This is a genomic window from Flavobacterium sp. OHVDL-2026-0007, from assembly GCF_059882335.1.
The window spans coordinates 2849227-2866466 of the sequence record NZ_CM187612.1 but is presented as its reverse complement, the minus strand read 5'-3'; the positions used below and the strand labels follow the sequence as shown (position 1 = coordinate 2866466).

The window sequence follows — 17240 nt, the reverse complement described above, 5'->3', positions numbered from 1 at the left end:
TCTTGTAACTTCAATGGTCTATTTCTCCTTTACTTTGTGACTTAACAATATTAAAAAATACAATCATGAGAGTCTTATACATATTAGTAATCGCTTTAACTGTCGTTTCTTGTCAGAACCAAGAGAAAATAGATATCAATAAAGCAAAACAAGCTAGCATTGATTCGATGAAGGTTGAAATTAATAAACAAAGGGTTATTGATTCAATGAAGACAGGAATGGCCAAGATGAAAGAGGAGAAAAAAATCGAATCTCAAAAAGTGGTGGTTGTACATCAGCAACAAGCTGCTGCAGTTGCTCCAGAAGCGAAAAAGAAAGGCTGGAGTTCTACTGCTAAAGGGGCTGTAATTGGCGCTGGTGTTGGTGCAGTAACAGGTGCAGTTGTGAGTAAGAAAAAAGGACAAGGTGCTATAATTGGTGGCTTAGCTGGAGCAGGAATTGGTGCTGGGACAGGAGCGATCATTGATAGTAAGAAGAAAAAGGAATAACCTTTTGTGATTATATAGATACGAAACCCCAAATTAATTTTTTAGTTTGGGGTTTTGATTTTTATGTTTATTGTGGAATTCTGATTTCGTCTATGGCTAATTGATACGCATTGAACTGTGCTTTAATCTCGCTTGTATCATTATTAAAATACTGTGATTCTGATACTAGTTGGTGATAGTACCGAATTCCCTCCAAAAGATTGGTTTTAAAGGTCTGCCATTTTTTGTACTGATTGGCGCTTACTTCGTCAGAAGTGCTTTCGATTTCCTTTTTTAAATAAGCCACATACATTTTTAATTCCTTTACCAAGAAGTTAGGACGATCAACAGTAGTGATAACCGACTTGTTTCCGTAAATGTGTTGTGTCATATCACGTAAAGAAACTTCGCGGTTAAAATAGGCCATATTGGGGCCAGGGCAGATGACCACTCCTTGTGCTTGGCCTTTAATTGGAATATCATTTTCGATATAAGCCGAATTGGCTAAACCAACACATAAACAAGCTTTTTCCGTTATTTTAATTTTGCTTCTCTCCAATGCATCAGGGGAAAGGTTCTCTTTTGTATTTAGTAGTTCGGCCAGTTTTAATTGCTGATATTTACGCGAAGCCGTACAAATTCCTTGCGAATCATATTCTTTACTCAAAGCTAAAAATTTCTTAGGACAAGAACTTCCGGCCTTGTTTTGCTGAATCCTTTTTTGTTTTAGTTGGTCATTTGTGGTTCCCTTTACCGTGTTGAAGGGAACGCCTAATGGGGAAATATGACTTAAGTAGAAATCTTCTTCTTTGGCGTTGATCAGTAAAGTACGTGTCGTTTGATCTACAGTAGTAGCTTCCGGAACAAGTAAAAAAGGGGAGCCCCAGCCTACAGTATCTAAGGCATAAGTGTTTAATAAAAAAGCATGTTCTTCAGCAGTGCCAACACCACCTTGAAAGGTGATTTTTAGCGGGAGTGCTGTCCGAGGAGAATGACGTTGTTTTTGCACCAATGCCTTGGTCATTAATTCATGAGCGGACCCAATAAGCTGCTCTTTTTTTTGCTTGAATTCTTCTAAGATGGGCCCTAATAAAAGGCCGTCCGTTGCAAAGGCGTGACCACCGCAGTTTAAACCTGATTCTATTCGGTACTCAGAAACCCAAAGACCTTTTTTGGCTAGAAAATTTCCTTGAATCAGGGCCGATCTAAAGTCACTTACTTTTAAAATAATTTTCTTTTTGAGTTGATCTTTTTCATTGGGGTAGAAATCGCTGAAGTTTTCAAAGTAACTATAGAGCCGTGGATTCATTCCTGCAGAAAGTACAACGGAGGATTCTAGTGTGCTATTGGCGAATCCTCTCAAGGCAGCATGGGCATCATTAAATTCAATGGGAAGTGGACCATTTTTATCGAAATTGTCTTTGTCCAATTTGGTCATAATGTTGACGTCTATGGCACCGGCACTTAGTTGCGATTCCATGTAGTTTTGGATGTTTTCCTTGAAAGAAAGCCCCTCAGCCATTAAGTTATGAAAGCCTTTTTTTAGAGTTGATCCATTGGGCAACATGGAGATGAAGTGTTCTAAAGCAGGTCTGCTTTGGGCTAATTCTGTTTTAAAGTTTTCGAATTTTTGTTTTACGATTTTGTCGACTAAATTAAGATAAGAGGTGATTCTTTTGGCACGATAATCTTGAAATTGTTGACTTATTTCTTCGTAAGGCTGATTGAATTTAGCACTATAAAAATTACGCATTTTCTCTATTAGATCATCGTCTGCGATAGGGATCACAGATGAAATGCCATACTGAGCCACTCGAATTGGGCTGTCAATGGTATAGGCGAGTCCCATTACAGGAATATGAAAAGTGTGTAAGGGTGTTGTGGTCATTTGTTCTGCTTTTAAAATAAAAGCAAATGTTGGAAAATACTTTTTCTTAAAAGCTGATAAAAGTCAGGTTTTTAGACCGTTGTTCTTTTGGATGGGCAATAGCGGATCGTTTATTTTTTATCCGCGTAGGTGAACCTCATAGCGGAAAATCGATACTAAATGGAACTAAGTGCTCTAGTTGCTGATTTTTTATAGAACAATGTTTATCGATTTGATTTTAAATACATAAATTTAGATTTTATACGCTAGGTTACTGAGATAATTGTATTACCTGTCTGCCGTAGTACTGAACTGTTTATACTTTTTTGAATATGAGAAAAATTAAAAAAATCTTACTGGTTTTATTGGTGTTGATTGTTTTACTTGGAATAAGTTTATGTGCCTTTATTTTTCATCTGAAGCCCAAATACGAAGGAGAAGTACAACTGAAAAACATTCAGAAGGAAACCACCGTATATTTTGATGACTTTGGTGTTCCCCATATTTATGCTGACTCTGAAAAGGATGCTATGACGGCCTTGGGGTATGTTCATGCGCAAGAAAGATTGTGGCAAATGGAATTACTGCGCCGAATTGCTCCGGGGCGTTTATCTGAGATTTTTGGAGCAGTTACCCTTAAAAACGATAAGTTTTTCTCTGGCATTGGTATCGAAGAAGCTTCAATGAAAGCGATTGCTCAATTGGATAAAAACAGCCCGAGTTATCAAATGACCATGGCATATCTAGATGGTATTAATCAATATGTCGATCAAGGGGTAACACCCATCGAATTTACCTTGTTGGGCGTGAAGAAAGAAAAGTTTACCATAAAAGATGTGTATAACATTTTTGGCTATATGTCTTTTAGTTTTGCGATGGCTCAAAAAACGGATCCCTTGTTAACGATGATCCGCGACAAATATGGCGTGGCCTATTTGAAAGATTTGGGTATTGAAGCAGAGTTCAATACTACAATAATCAAGAATGCTAAAGAAAATGCCCAGGCCTATACTGCTGTTGCAAAATCAATAGCCTCTTTGTTAGAGGCCTCTCCAATCCCTCCTTTTGTAGGGAGTAATAGCTGGGTGGTAGGCCCCAATAAAACGAAAAGCGGAAAAGTGATTTTCGCTAACGACCCCCATATTGGTTTTTCGCAACCGGGAACCTGGTATGAGGCGCATTTGATTACACCCCATTTTGAATTGTACGGTTGTTATTTGGCAGGAACTCCCTTTCCCTTACTAGCGCACAATAGAAATTATGCCTATGGCTTAACGATGTTTGAAAACGATGATGTCGATTTTTATCAAGAAAAGACTATAGCGGGGCGTCCCAATCAATATGTAACTCCAACTGGAGTTGGCACTTTTGAATCTAGAAAGAAAACCATAAAAGTAAAGGATGAGGCCGATGAGGTCTTCACCATTAAGTCAAGTCGACATGGGCCTATAATGAATGATTTGTTAACGAATGTAAATGGCAAAGCACCTATTGCCATGTCTTGGATTTATACCCAGCAGCCGATTCGTATTTTGGATGCGGTATATGGACTATCGCATGCTAAAGACAAAGACGATTTTAGAAAATCCGTACAATTGGTTGCGGCTCCAGGGTTAAATGTAATGTATGGAGATGCTAAAGGCAATGTAGGTTGGTGGGCAACAGGAACTTTATATAAACACAACAAAGGGGTGAATTCCTTTTTTGTTTTGGATGGAGCCAAAGGTAAAGATGATATTGTAGAATACTTGGATTTTTCAAAAAATCCATCCGCTGAAAATCCCAAATGGGGGTATGTGTACTCTGCGAATAATCAACCGGAGGCCATCGATGGTTATTTGTATCCAGGGTATTATTTGCCTGAAGACCGAGCCAAAAGAATCACCGCTTTAATGGAGGCAAAATCAGATTGGGATAAGCGGGCGATTAGCAAAATGATTTTTGATAATACGTCTCCTATCTCACCTGGTGTGGTCCAAACTTTAATCGCGACTGTCCAAGGTCAAGCCATGACTGCAAAAGAGAAAGAAGTGATGACAGCTTTACAAGCTTGGAAAGGAACCAATAATTTAGAAGACGTTGGACCAACGATTTATAATAAGTGGATTTATTTGTACTTGAAAAACACCTTTCAAGATGAACTGGGGGTAGATAATTTTAATCTGTTTCTGGGAACTCATATAGGAAAGCAAATTATAGCCCGACAAATAGAACAGGAAAATTCAGTTTGGTGGGATGATATCAAAACCAAAGACCACATAGAAAATAGAAAGGAAATAGTGTCAAAATCATTTCATCAAGCAGTTGCGGCACTTCAAAAACAATTGGGTGATCAAGTTTCCCATTGGAAGTGGGGTAAAGTACATACCGTGGAGCACGAACATCCATTAGGAAAAGTAGCCGCTTTACGTAATCTGTTTAATGTAGGACCTGACGCAGCTCCAGGATCAAATGAAGTGATCAATAATCAGTATTTTGGCTTTAATGATGAAGGTCAGTATACCGTTAAAGGTGGGCCTTCAACGAGAAGAATTGTTGATTTTTCAGATATTGAAAACAGTTGGAGTATTTTGCCAACTGGACAATCGGGTAATCCGTTCAGTAAACATTATGACGATCAGGCTAAAATGTTTAATGCTGGGGAATTTAGAAAAATGAAATTGAACAAAGAGGAGATTGTAAAAACGTCTACTAAATTGATTTTTAAACCTATGAAGAAATAGCCTTTTTAGAAAAAGGATTCGATTGAAAATCGGAAAAAGAAAAAGCTTCGATACTACATTACAACTGCAGTATCGAAGCTTTTTTATAAAGAAAGAAACCTACGTATAGGCTTGTTAGTTTTTCAAGATTTCTTCTAATGTTTTCTTACCAGTATCGTTCGTTGGATCAAGTGCTATGGATTTCTTGTAATTGGCGATGGCTAGTTTTTTGTTACCGTCTTTCAAATACGCTTCACCTAGACTGTCATAGGCATTTCCGGATTTTGGATTCGCTTCAGTATTGATCTTAAAAACTTCTATCGCCTCTTTTGTTTTGCCGTTTTGCAATAATTGGTAGCCAGCGTTATTCATATCGTTTTCTACAAGAGCATAAGTAGGGTCGTTTTTAATTTTGTCAAAAGTACTGATGCCCGCGCTAAGGCCTTGTTCTGAAAATGCATCAAATAGTTCAAAGGCTAAAGATTTTTTAGGCGCTTTAAAGGGTTGATTGTATAAAATGGCACGAATGGCTTCACTCATTTCATTTAAAACTGTTCCGCCAGTATTGTTCAATAATACAATTAGGTTACGATCTGCTGGAATGCGATATAGGATACTGTTAAAACCATTGATGCCTCCTCCGTGTTGTACGACTTTGAGTGGGCTTGCATCATTGGTTTGCTCAATAAACCAGCCGTATCCATAAGAGCCTTTTCCTGCTTTGATGTACGTATTAAATAAAGATTCCATTGATTTTGAGGAAAGCAACTGGTTCGTGTAAAGTGATTGGTCCCAAAGATAAAGGTCTTCCACAGTAGAATATAAAGAACCTGCAGCATAAGGAATACTCATATCGAGATAAGGAGAATTGGTGATTTTTTTACCTCTTTTTTCATAACCAGTGGCCCTGTTTGGGAGGATAGTCTCGCTATGATCGTAACCAGAATTGACCATTTTTAGTGGGGTGAAAATAGTTTCTTGTAAATACTGTTCGTAAGATTTTCCAGAAACTTTCTCTATGATATAACCCAATAAAAAATAACCAGAATTGCTGTAATTGAATTTTTCACCAGGGGTAAACTCAAGAGGAAGATCGCTAAATGTTTTGACAAACTCTTCTGGAGTATAAGGATTACGGCTTTTATCTTTAAAAAAGTTGGGTAATGAGGTGTAATTAGGAATGCCTGAAGTATGGGTGAGCAAATGATGAAGGGTAATCTTATCCGCAGTAGCTTTTGGGTAATCAGGTAAATAGGTGCTAATGGGTACGTCTAGTTTTAATTTTCCTTGCTCAGCTAATGCCACAATTAAAAACGCAGTAAACTGCTTCGTGATCGAGCCCAATCTAAATTTGGTATTGGGCTCATTGGGGATATTCCATTCCATATTGGCGGAACCAAATCCTTTTTTCATAATGACTTTTCCGTTTTGGGCTATTAGGGCTGAACCATTGAATTGTCCATAGTCTTTATAAGTGGTGAGAAGTTGCTCAATTTCTTTTGCTTTGTCCTGAGCAAACGACAGTTGAAAGGTGAACAGTAGTGTCACCGTGTAAATGGTGATGAGTTTGATTGATTTTGTCATAATGATTGATAATTAAGGTTAATGAATTGATGTTCGTTTTTTGATAGGATGATGAAAATAATTCTTTGTAAGCTACTTGATTAGAGTAATTTGTGAATTAAAAACAAGGCTCTAATCTAGTTAGACGACAAAAAAAGGAATTGGTTTCAATATCAAGTGAATTTTGTTTCATTTGCCTAAATAGTGAAGAACATCTCATTGTCTAAAGGTTATTTTTTGATGGGTCTATGTTCATAACTAACAATTCGTTTGAGTTGCCACTGCTTCTCTTTTCGCTCCCATATATGAATGAATTTCCCTGTGCCTACTGCAATACCATTATATATAAAGGTGTGTTCGCCTAATTGTACAGCGCCAAAATCCCCTAGTTTGTCAATGGTGCAGTAATTTAATTTTCGGGTCAGGTTTCCCGAATCTGCACATTTAGAAAGTAAAGATTGTATCTCTTTTGGCTTTGAAGTATTTAAACCAGAGCGGTCGTCATAAAATTCAATATCATCAGCAAGGATGTTTTTGAATAGTATTGTATCGCACCCATTGAAGGCAACGGTAAAGAGTAAACTGTCCATTTTGATGATTTCTGTTTTTAGGAGATCCATTTTGAGTACCTCTTTGTTGGTTTGTGCCAAAGCCAATGTGGCAAAGAACAGTAGGATAAGGGTGAGGAGTTTGATCATGAGTTTTTATGATTTTAAAGTGTAAATCTTTGGTGTTGATGTGAGTAGTTTTTCACTTCATTTCAATATCGATTATCTTCTGACCCATTTCGCCTAAATAGTGAGAAACTATTTTTTCGTAAACTTTGTAGCCATCGTCTACATTGGTGAAGATAAGAAGGCCTTGTTTTGTTTTGGGTAACAGTATGACCATAGTCTGAACGCCCTTGTCTGCGCCACCGTGAGTTAAGGCAAACTGGTTGTTTCCTAAGTCATAGATTTCAAATCCCAAACCGAAATATTTATTTTCCTTCGTGGAGACCTGATGGGAAGTCATATCGGTATATACTTTTGGACTCAATCCTTCCGCGTTTATAACACTGCACAGAAAGTTGCCGTAGTCTTCAATGGTAGTGAGTAAATCATCTGCTGCATTTGGTTTTTTATTTTTAGTAGGTTCATAAGCATGGCCTTTGTTGTCGTACCCTATTGCATATCGAGAATGATCTGCTTTATCATCCCAGACAAATCGACTGTCCTTCATATTTAGCGGTTTAAAAAGGAGTTCATCGGCCAATTGATCCAATGTTTTATGGAATTTTTTCTCTAATGCTTTTCTCAGGTATTCAAAACCTTCTCCCGAATATTGATATTGAGCTCCAGGAGTAAATTTGAAGTTCAATTTGCCTGATTGGTTTAAGAATCTCCAATTCGGAAAACCGCTTTGGTGACTCAAAAGGATTCTAGTGGTCAGTAATTTGGTATTGGGATCTTGGGCTATATCCGGATCCGTCCAGTATTTGTAAAGAGGTTCATCTAAATCCCATTTTCCTAAACTTACGAGTTTCAAAGTTACAATTGCCGTGACCGGTTTGGTTAAGGAAGCTACATTCCAGATGGTATTATAGGGCGCGGCAACTCCTGGTTGGAGTTCTCCAAAGACTTTTATCTGTTGTAGTTTTCCGTTATTGATCACGCCAATTCCTAGAGTGGGAACCTTATTTTGTTGGAGCCATTTTTGGATTTCGGAGTCATTGTCAAAAATACTTGATTTAGTGCCTGCAGTATTGACTGATTGATGATCGTAACTAAACGATCTTCTTAGTTTCCAGATCCCATTTTCTAAAATCCAAACATGTGTAAATCGGGCAGTGCTTCCAAATTTGTCTTTTCCTGCGGGTGTAGGTTCGAAAAATTGATGAATTCCAATTTGGATAGCACCATACAAAGCACCATTTTTGGCTAAGGGATAAATTTCGGTACTTTCGGGTATTAAGTCTCTTCTTGCTTGGTATGTTTTGGTGGAGCCACATAAACCTTTTCGGATATTTTTTAAGAATACAGCTTTGTCTTGAATACTGTCTTTGTCGTGATAAAATTCAAATTGGTCACTTAGTAAGTTTTCAAACTGTACAATATCGCAAGTGTTGAAACCAACATTAAACAGTAGGCTGTCTTTAGATATTATGGTTTTGTACAAGTTGGAGCTTTTCTTTTCTTGGGAAAACCCAAAGTGGGTTTGGAAGAATAAGATTCCAATTAAAATAGTTTTTAAAAGGAAAAAGGATAGGTTGATTTTCATTTTGTGATTGATTGATAATTAATGATTTTGCAATAGTAATTCAATCGTACTTCTCAAAATTGTACAAATGCGAAATCTTATCTTTTTTTAGAAAGAAAGTACAGCTCAGAGTTGAACATTTTGGGAGTGGTTTTGGTCACATCTTTAAATTTCTTTATAAAATGAGACTGGTCAAAGTATTGGTTGTAAAGCGCAACATCCGTTAAGCTGAGTTTCTGCAGATCAGTATTGGCCATGAGTTCGACTGATTTTCTGAATTTCAGTATCTGAACGTAATGTTTAATGGTGAGTCCAGTGGCGGTTTTAAATTTAATCTGTAGTAAGCGCTGTGATACAGCTAAGCTCTTTGCAATTTCGGAGATGGTAATTTCTTGGTTCTGAAGTTTGATGATTTCGCAAATTCTTTCGATGGTATTTTTGTTTGGATGTGAAATGCTTAGTTCTTCAAAATAGTGATTCAGCGTATTCAATAGAGCCGACATGTCGGTTGGGATATCAAAAGGCAAAGCTGTCTGAGTTATTTTAATAATAGCATCCGAAAAAGTTTTCAAATCATATATGGGGAACATCGAAAGTGTCCAAGGGTGTAGTTGAATTATCGTAACTTTAGTTTTGGGTTGTATGTGGACCAAAACTTTATTGGTCATTTGCGAACAAAAGTAGAAACCTTCATTCATTTGGTATTTCTTTTTACTGGTATGGACCTCGATCGCATTTCCGCTGACTATCGCCAGGTTAAAACAGCCGTTTGGTAAGACAAGTTTGTTTTCGATTAGACTCTCACCAACGCTGTTATCGAGACACCAAATCTTGCTGACAAATCGTTCGCATTTTTCACTTACATAATATTCGGAATATAATTTCATCTTAGCCACTATGTTAAGGCTGCCTCATCTAATGGTTTGAGGCAGAAAAGTTAGGCTAAAATACCCTTTTTTTGCTTAGGTTGTTTCCTTGGTCTTTACGGCCTAAACTCCGAGAAGTAGGCTTGTTTGGTCTGGGCCCATTGTTCCGATATAATGCTATAGTAGACATCGTCTTTGCTTTTTCCTTGAGAATCTATATAATTGTTTCTAAAAACACCTTCTTTTAGAGCGCCTAGTTTTTCTATGGCTCTTTGTGATTTAGTGTTTTCTAGGTCGGCACTGAATTGTATTCTTTTAAATTGAATGTTTTCAAAGCCAAAATCGAGTAGGGCAAATTTGCAGGCTTTGTTTAAACCTGTTCCTTGGAAGGCTTTGCCATACCAGGTCCAGCCAATTTCACATTTTTGACTGGCGGCATTGAGGTAACCATATCGTGTGCTTCCGGCTACTTGGTTAGTGGCTTTGTCAATGATTAAAAAGGGATAGCAGATCCCATTGGCTTTTTGTTGTAACGTATTTTGGATGTAGTTTTCAAAATCAAGGTCATTGCGAACATACATACCCATAAATTTCCAGATAGTGTCATCAAAAATAATCGCTTTGAGTTCGAGGTTTCTTTCGTTCTCAAAAGGAATTAATAGCACTTTTTCGTTTTCTAAAATAAGATTGGATTGTAATAGTTCGCTTTTCATAGGTGTTAGGGTATGAGTAATGGGAATGAACAGTTGCCGTTTTGTTAAGGAGTCCGTTTTATAAAGTAAAAAAACGACAGTTTTGATACTATTAACAATCGGGCTGTTGTACTGATCGACGTTTTGTTCTTCAGCTAAAATAGTGCTTTTGAAATTGAAAATAAATTTGTTCGAGAGAGATTTTGTTACGAAAAGGGGAGTTGTAGGAAGGCTAATACTGTTTTTTTGGGGATAAGGATCCTTATAAATGAGATAGGGAGCAGGGCGTCAAAGCTTAAAATCGTAATAAAAGCGGGTGTTCAATGGTCCTAAGTTGTAAATATTTGTTTTAATTTTAAGCTTTTGTGTATTTATTACTTATTTTTACGATCTTATATATTTAGATTTTTCTTGATGCAAACTCCATTAAAAATTGCTGTTGTTGGTTCTGGATTAGTTGGTTCCTTGTTGGCAATTTATCTTAAAAAAGAAGGGCATACGGTTCATGTTTATGATCGTAGTCCTGATATTCGTAAAATAAATTTCTCAGGTCGATCTATTAATTTGGCGATGTCTAATCGAGGATGGAAGGCACTGGATGCTGTTGGCGTTGGTGACTCGGTACGAGATATCTCCATTGCTTTGGATAAAAGGGCTATTCATTTGGTTGATAAGCTGAATTTTCAGAATTATGGACAAGAAGGAGAATCGATTTATTCGATTTCGAGAGGAACACTCAATCGTAAAATGATTGATCTTGCTGAAGAGGCAGGAGCGGAATTCTACTTTGAGCAAAAAATCTGGGATGTAACCCTTAATGATGCGACTTTGCATATAGGGGAAACAGAAAGAGGGGAGTGGGAAGAGCGTAAATACGATATGGTTTTTGGTGCTGATGGTGCTTTTTCAAGAATCAGACACAGAATGCAGCGTCAGAGCATGTTTAACTATTCACAGGAGTTTTTAAATATGGGCTATAAGGAATTGAATATTCCGGCCAATGCAGATGGAACACATAAATTAGATCAAAACTCTTTTCATATTTGGCCGCGTGGTGAGTATATGTTAATTGCGCTTCCTAACTTAGATGGAAGTTTTACCTGTACCTTGTTTATGCCTTTTGAAGGCGAAAATTCATTTGCCTCACTTATAGATCGAAAAATGGTAGAAGATTTCTTTGAGAAAAACTTCCCGGATTCGATTGATGTGATTCCGAAATTGGCAGAGGATTTCTTCAAGAACCCAACCAGTACACTAGTGACCATGAAATGTTTTCCATGGACCTACGAAAATAAGATTGCTTTAATCGGAGATGCTTGTCATGCTATTGTTCCGTTCTATGGACAAGGGATGAATGCTGGCTTTGAAGATATTACGGTACTGAGTGAAATGATTCAAAAATATGGAGACGATTGGAAGACGATTTTCGCTGAATATGAAACTTCACGTAAACCCAATGCAGATGCAATTGCAGAGCTTTCGTATCGTAATTTCATAGAAATGAGTACCAAGACGGCCGATGAGAAATTTTTATTGCAAAAGAAAATCGAAAAGGCATTTTCAGATAAATATCCCGATAAATGGGTTCCGCTGTATAGTCGAGTTACTTTTAGTGATCGTCCCTATACGGAAGCTTTGGCTATTGGAGATTTTCAAAATGAAATTATGGAACAGGTGCTTCGAACTGAAAATATTGAGGAGATATGGAATACACCCGCCATTGAAAATAAGATACTAGAATTGTTATCTAAATCAAAATAGTAAACCCGACAGTGAAAAAACTGTCGGGTTTTGTTTTTTTTACTTCTTGAACATTTTAGATAAGACACCAAATACACCTCTTATAAAAGTGGCACTAGTCACTACTTTTAGAACGGATTTCCCCACAACACTCGCGGTACTAGGTTCGGATCTTGATGTTTTGCTCGGAGCTTGCTCTTCTTGTTCTTCGCTGGCCTGGACGGCAGCGGCTATTTTCTTGTTTAGGATTTCGTAAGCGCTTTCACGATCTATCTCTTCGCTGTATTTCCTAACGAGTTTCGACTGGTTGTTAATGGAGTCAATTTCATCGGTTGTTAAGATATCCATTCGGCTCATAGGGGCACGCATCATCGTAGCGACAAGTGGAGTAGGGATCCCTTTTTCGTTTAGGGCAGTGACTAGGGCTTCTCCAATTCCTAAGCTGGTCAGTAATTCATCTGTTTTGTAATAGGATGAGGTTGGGTAGTTGTCGGCTGTTTTTTTGATGGCTTGTCGGTCATTTGCCGTAAATGCTCTAAGGGCATGCTGGATTTTTAATCCCAATTGGGCCAAAACACCGCTAGGGACATCCATTGGATTTTGGGTCACAAAATAGATTCCAACCCCCTTTGATCGAATTAGTTTAACAATGGTTTCGATTTGTTCTAATAAGGCTTTGCTGGCCTCGTTGAAAATTAAGTGCGCTTCATCAATAAAAATCACCAATTCTGGTTGATCAACATCTCCTTTTTCGGGCATTTGTTGGTAGATTTCAGCCAATAGACTCAACATAAAAGTAGAAAATAATTTGGGTTTGTCCTGAATGTCGGTCAAACGGATGATGTTGACAAATCCTTTTCCGTTTTCATCAATTCGCATTAAATCATCAATTTCAAAGGACAATTCTCCAAAGAACAGATCAGCTCCTTGTTGCTCAAGTTCGATGATTTTCCTTAAAATAGTACCTGTTGTTGCTGTAGAGATTTTACCGTAATTCGCCGAGATTTCATCTTTCCCTTCTTCGGTAATGTAGTTGATGACTTTCTTGATGTCTTTTAAATCTAATAGCGGCATTTGGTTGTCATCACAATATTTAAAAATGACGGCAACAACTCCAGCTTGGGTGTCATTTAAATCTAAAATTCTAGAGAACAATACAGGACCGAATTCGGATACTGTTGCGCGTAATCGAACACCGTTTTGCTCGGATAATGATAGCAATTCAACAGGAAAGGCAGCTACATTATAGGGAATGTTTATTTTGGCCTGGCGCTCTGTAATGAAGGCTTCTTCTTTTCCTTCTTTTGCGATTCCGCTAAAATCACCTTTTATGTCCATCATTAAAACTGGGATTCCTGCACTAGATAATTGTTCAGAAAAAACTTGAATGGTTTTGGTTTTTCCAGTTCCAGTGGCGCCAGCAATCAGTCCGTGACGGTTTAATGTTTTTAAAGGGATTTTGACAGGGGCATTAGGAAGTGTTTCTCCGTCAAAGATGGCTCCTCCTAGGATGATGCTACCTCCCTTGGGTGAATAGCCATTTGTTATATCTTGTATGAAATTGTCTTTTTTTGTCATTTTTTCTTTGTAATTTAGATGATTATAAGAGTATTACTTTTTTTTTAACATTGGGTTATTCTTTATATTTAGTAGGAAAAAGCTATTTTGGATTAAAAAATATGTAAAAAAATATTTCGCAACTTTTTAAGAAGATATCAAAGGAATGTTTGAATATTTACTAAAACGTTGTAATTTTTCCAAAAAACGTCCTGTTTTTTGTTTTATCGAGAAAAACCAGGTACCAAATTAATGAGATGTTTTTTAAATTAGCGTTAAATTTCGTTGAATTAAATTGAAAAAAGTTTTTTTATTTAAACTAAACGTATAAATTTGCTCCTCTACAAGTTAAATATAACTAAAAAATAAAATTATTTAAAACTATTAAAATTAAAAAAAATGGCAAACGTTAAAGTTAAAAAAGAAAGCACTTCAAATGGAGGAGGAATGATTACAGGAATCATCATTGTAGCGTGTATTTTAGTTGGGGTGTTTATTTGGAAAGTAATCATGGGAGATGCTTCTAACTTCGAGGGTGGTAATCCAGAAACTGGTCATCCGATCAATACATTAGGACAAGTATATAAAGGAGGTTTTATCGTACCAGTATTATTAGGTATGTTTTTAATGGTTGTTGTTTTTTCTATTGAAAGATTTATCGTTATCGGTAAAGCTGCAGGTAAAGCTAACTTAGATGCATTTATGAAAAATGTACAAGGAAGTATCAAAGAAGGAAACATCGAGGCTGCAATCGCTTCATGTGACAAACAACAAGGTTCAGTTGCAAATGCAATTAAATCTGCTTTGATTAAATATCAAGATGTTAAAAAAGAAGGTTTCAACAGTGAAGAGGCTTCAGAAGTAATCCACAAAGAAATCGAAGAGGCTACTTCATTAGAAATGCCAATGTTAGAAAAAAATATGACTATTATCTCTTCATTAGTATCTTTAGGAACTTTAGGAGGATTATTAGGAACTGTATCGGGGATGATTAAAGCGTTTGGTGCGTTAGCTTCTGCTGGAACTCCAGATCAAGCTGCTCTTGCAACAGGTATCTCTGAAGCACTTATCAACACTGCAACAGGTATCTCTACTTCAATCTTAGCAATTGTATCTTACAACTTCTTTACTGCTAAAATTGATGATTTAACTTACTCTATCGATGAGGCTGGTACTACAATTGTAAATACTTACAGAAGATTCAGAGGAAGTTTGAAACAATAATTAATTTTTGATATTACGACTAATTAATTATATCAAAATAAAAATAAAAGAGAATGGCTAAAATAAAAATGAAAAAAAAGTCAACATCGACAGATATGACTGCCATGTGTGATGTTGCGTTCCTTTTGCTTACGTTCTTTATTTTGACCGCTACTGCTAAGGTGCCTGAAGCACTTCCTGTAGATATGCCTTCTTCTACTGTTCAAAGTAAATTACCAGATTCAGATTTGGCTATTATTACGATAGGTAAAGGGGATGATGGGAAAAGCAAAGTGTTTTTTGACCTCAAAGGAAGAGAGATCCGTAAAAGAACTCTTGAAGGAATGGGTGCAAAATTCGGTGTGAATTTTACAGAAGATGAGAAAACCAAATTTGCCTTAATGGATGACTTCGGTGTTCCAGTAGCAAGTTTGAAAGAGATCATTGCAATGAAAGCGTCTGATAGAGTTAAAGCTAATCAACCAGGTATTCCAATCGATTCTTTGGATAATCAATTAAAAGAATGGCTTTTGGTTTCAAGAAGAGCTTCTATTGATCTTGATGATAAAGAATTGCAAATTGCGATCAAAGGAGATGCTAAAGAACAATATCCACAAATCAAAAAGATTATGGATATTCTACAAGATCAAAAAATCAACACCTTTAACTTAGTTACAGGTATGAGAGGAAAAGACTTTTAATTAAAAAAGATACACTAAATGGCTGAATTAAATACCGGCGACGGTGGTGGCGGAAAAGGTGGTAAAGTAAGAAGTAAAAAGCAAAATTCTAAGGTCGATTTAACGGCAATGGTGGATTTGGCGTTCTTATTGATCACATTCTTTATGTTGACTACATCGTTGTCAAAACCTCAATCAATGGATTTGTCATTGCCTGATAAGGACGATGATCCTACTAAGAATAAAGACATCAAGGTAGATGAGAATCGTACGATGACAGTAATATTAGGGGAAAATAATAAGATGGTTTATTATATGGGATTATTGGCGACTCCTATTGCGGGTCCAAAAGATATCGCTTATGGTAAAGATGGGATTCGTAAAGAAGTTCTTAAAAGAAAGAAATCAGTTTTAGAATATTCTGCTGCTCAAGGGAAACCTAAAAATGGAATCATCGTTATTATCAAACCAACTAAAAAGTCAACTTATAGAAATTTAGTTGATATGTTGGATGAAATGGCTATTGCGGGAGTAGATACTTATGCGATTGTTCCTGAGTTTAGTCCAGAGGAAACTAAATTGATAGATAAAAAATAAGAGCAATCTTGTTTTAACATCCTAATAATCAAGAAAAATGAAATTAGATATAATTAAAAATCAGTGGCTTGATATCGTATTCGAAGGGCGTAATAAGATATACGGTGCATATGAGTTAAGAAAATCGAATAGAAAAACAACGGTAAAAGCGCTTATCATTGGATCGATTATTTTTAGCTTTGCTGTAGCGGCTCCTCTTATTGCAAGTTTTTTACCTGATTCTACTGAAGAAGAGGTGAATAACGATATTAAGATTGCAACAGTAAAATTACCTCCTAAAAAAGAGGAAATTAAACCAAATCAACCACCACCACCACCACCACCACCAAAAGTGGATCAAGTGAAGTTCGTGAAACCAGTGGTTGCTAAGGCGAATGAAGTTACTGAAGATCCTCCAAAAATTGAGGAGCTTAAAGACAAAAAAGTAGGTTCAGAAACTATCAAAGGAGATCCAGATGCAGTTTTAACTGTTGATGAGCCAGTTGGTAAAGGACCTGTAGCCGAGGTAGTGCAAGAAGATAACAATGTTTATAATACTGCAGGTATTGAGGTGAAACCAGATTTCCCAGGAGGAATTGAGAAATTCTACAAATTCGTAGGAAACAATTACAAGACTCCAGAAGAAGAAGGTTTAAAAGGTAAAGTATATGTTACTTTTGTAGTTGAAAAAGACGGTTCATTAACCGACATTAAAGTTTTAAGGGATATCGGTTACGGTACAGGGGCAGAAGCAATTCGTGTTCTTAAGAAATGTCCGAAATGGACTCCTGGTGAGCAAAATGGTAAAAAAGTTAGGGTTCTTTACTCTTTACCTATTACGATTCAATCTGCAGAATAATGTTAAAAAATATGCTTAATAATATTCAGAAGAAATCGCTCAAAGAGCGATTTCTTCTTGTTTTAGGAATACTGTTTTTTTTGATTTACCTTGTGCTAGGTTTAATGATTATGTTTTGGGAAAAGCTGCCGTTGGACATGGAACAGAAGTATAGATATGCTTTTGGTGGCTTGTTGATCGTGTATTCGGCCATACGTTTTTTGAGATTAATTAATGCAAACACAGAGTAG

Annotated in this window: 15 protein-coding genes; 8 read left to right on the top strand and 7 right to left on the bottom strand. The window is 36.7% G+C overall.

What is annotated here, in order from left to right; genetic code table 11:
* The first annotated feature begins 65 nt into the window (after window positions 1-65).
* Window positions 66-488, top strand: coding sequence for a glycine zipper family protein (locus AC51AA_RS11560; RefSeq protein WP_500702391.1), 423 nt, complete (start codon window positions 66-68; stop codon window positions 486-488).
* Between the two features lie 67 nt (window positions 489-555).
* On the opposite strand, the gene AC51AA_RS11555 is transcribed toward AC51AA_RS11560, so the two are convergent.
* Window positions 556-2355, bottom strand: coding sequence for a hypothetical protein (locus AC51AA_RS11555; protein WP_500702390.1), 1800 nt, complete (start codon window positions 2353-2355; stop codon window positions 556-558).
* A 311-nt stretch (window positions 2356-2666) separates the two neighbouring features.
* On the opposite strand from AC51AA_RS11555, the gene AC51AA_RS11550 reads away from it, so the two are divergent.
* On the top strand, window positions 2667-5057 hold the full coding sequence (locus tag AC51AA_RS11550; protein ID WP_500702389.1) for a penicillin acylase family protein: 2391 nt from the start codon (window positions 2667-2669) through the stop codon (window positions 5055-5057).
* A gap of 114 nt (window positions 5058-5171) precedes the next feature.
* Here the strand turns inward: AC51AA_RS11550 and AC51AA_RS11545 are convergent, their stop codons facing one another.
* The 5 genes from AC51AA_RS11545 to AC51AA_RS11525 form a co-directional block, all read right to left on the bottom strand.
* The gene (locus AC51AA_RS11545; RefSeq protein WP_500702388.1) at window positions 5172-6620 is read right to left on the bottom strand and encodes a serine hydrolase; all 1449 of its coding nucleotides are present in this window, start codon (window positions 6618-6620) and stop codon (window positions 5172-5174) included.
* A 209-nt stretch (window positions 6621-6829) separates the two neighbouring features.
* Window positions 6830-7297, bottom strand: a complete 468-nt coding sequence (locus AC51AA_RS11540) for a nuclear transport factor 2 family protein (RefSeq protein ID WP_500702387.1) — start codon at window positions 7295-7297, stop codon at window positions 6830-6832.
* Between the two features lie 52 nt (window positions 7298-7349).
* Complete coding sequence (locus AC51AA_RS11535) at window positions 7350-8858, bottom strand: serine hydrolase domain-containing protein (RefSeq protein ID WP_500702386.1); 1509 nt, start codon at window positions 8856-8858, stop codon at window positions 7350-7352.
* Between the two features lie 77 nt (window positions 8859-8935).
* Entirely contained in the window at window positions 8936-9724 is a 789-nt protein-coding gene (locus AC51AA_RS11530) for a helix-turn-helix domain-containing protein (protein ID WP_500702385.1), read from the bottom strand.
* Window positions 9725-9819: 95 nt separating this feature from the next.
* The gene (locus AC51AA_RS11525) at window positions 9820-10416 is read right to left on the bottom strand and encodes a GNAT family N-acetyltransferase (RefSeq protein WP_500702384.1); all 597 of its coding nucleotides are present in this window, start codon (window positions 10414-10416) and stop codon (window positions 9820-9822) included.
* A 393-nt stretch (window positions 10417-10809) separates the two neighbouring features.
* Between AC51AA_RS11525 and AC51AA_RS11520 the strand changes: the two genes are divergently transcribed.
* Complete coding sequence (locus AC51AA_RS11520; RefSeq protein WP_500702383.1) at window positions 10810-12156, top strand: FAD-dependent oxidoreductase; 1347 nt, start codon at window positions 10810-10812, stop codon at window positions 12154-12156.
* A gap of 39 nt (window positions 12157-12195) precedes the next feature.
* Here AC51AA_RS11520 and AC51AA_RS11515 read toward each other — a convergent pair whose 3' ends face one another.
* Entirely contained in the window at window positions 12196-13713 is a 1518-nt protein-coding gene (locus tag AC51AA_RS11515; RefSeq protein WP_500702382.1) for a helicase HerA-like domain-containing protein, read from the bottom strand.
* 378 nt (window positions 13714-14091) lie between these two features.
* On the opposite strand from AC51AA_RS11515, the gene AC51AA_RS11510 reads away from it, so the two are divergent.
* The 5 genes from AC51AA_RS11510 to AC51AA_RS11490 are packed head-to-tail and all read left to right on the top strand — an operon-like array spanning window position 14092 to window position 17240.
* On the top strand, window positions 14092-14916 hold the full coding sequence (locus tag AC51AA_RS11510) for a MotA/TolQ/ExbB proton channel family protein (protein ID WP_500702381.1): 825 nt from the start codon (window positions 14092-14094) through the stop codon (window positions 14914-14916).
* A gap of 53 nt (window positions 14917-14969) precedes the next feature.
* Window positions 14970-15596: an ExbD/TolR family protein gene (locus AC51AA_RS11505; protein WP_500702380.1), complete on the top strand. Its 627-nt coding sequence runs from the start codon at window positions 14970-14972 to the stop codon at window positions 15594-15596.
* An 18-nt stretch (window positions 15597-15614) separates the two neighbouring features.
* Window positions 15615-16172, top strand: coding sequence for an ExbD/TolR family protein (locus AC51AA_RS11500; RefSeq protein ID WP_500702379.1), 558 nt, complete (start codon window positions 15615-15617; stop codon window positions 16170-16172).
* 37 nt (window positions 16173-16209) lie between these two features.
* Window positions 16210-17010 (top strand): energy transducer TonB, encoded by an 801-nt coding sequence (locus AC51AA_RS11495; RefSeq protein ID WP_500702378.1) that lies wholly within the window; start codon window positions 16210-16212, stop codon window positions 17008-17010.
* Window positions 17010-17240: a hypothetical protein gene (locus tag AC51AA_RS11490; RefSeq protein WP_500702377.1), complete on the top strand. Its 231-nt coding sequence runs from the start codon at window positions 17010-17012 to the stop codon at window positions 17238-17240. Before AC51AA_RS11495 ends, AC51AA_RS11490 begins: the two co-directional genes overlap by 1 nt.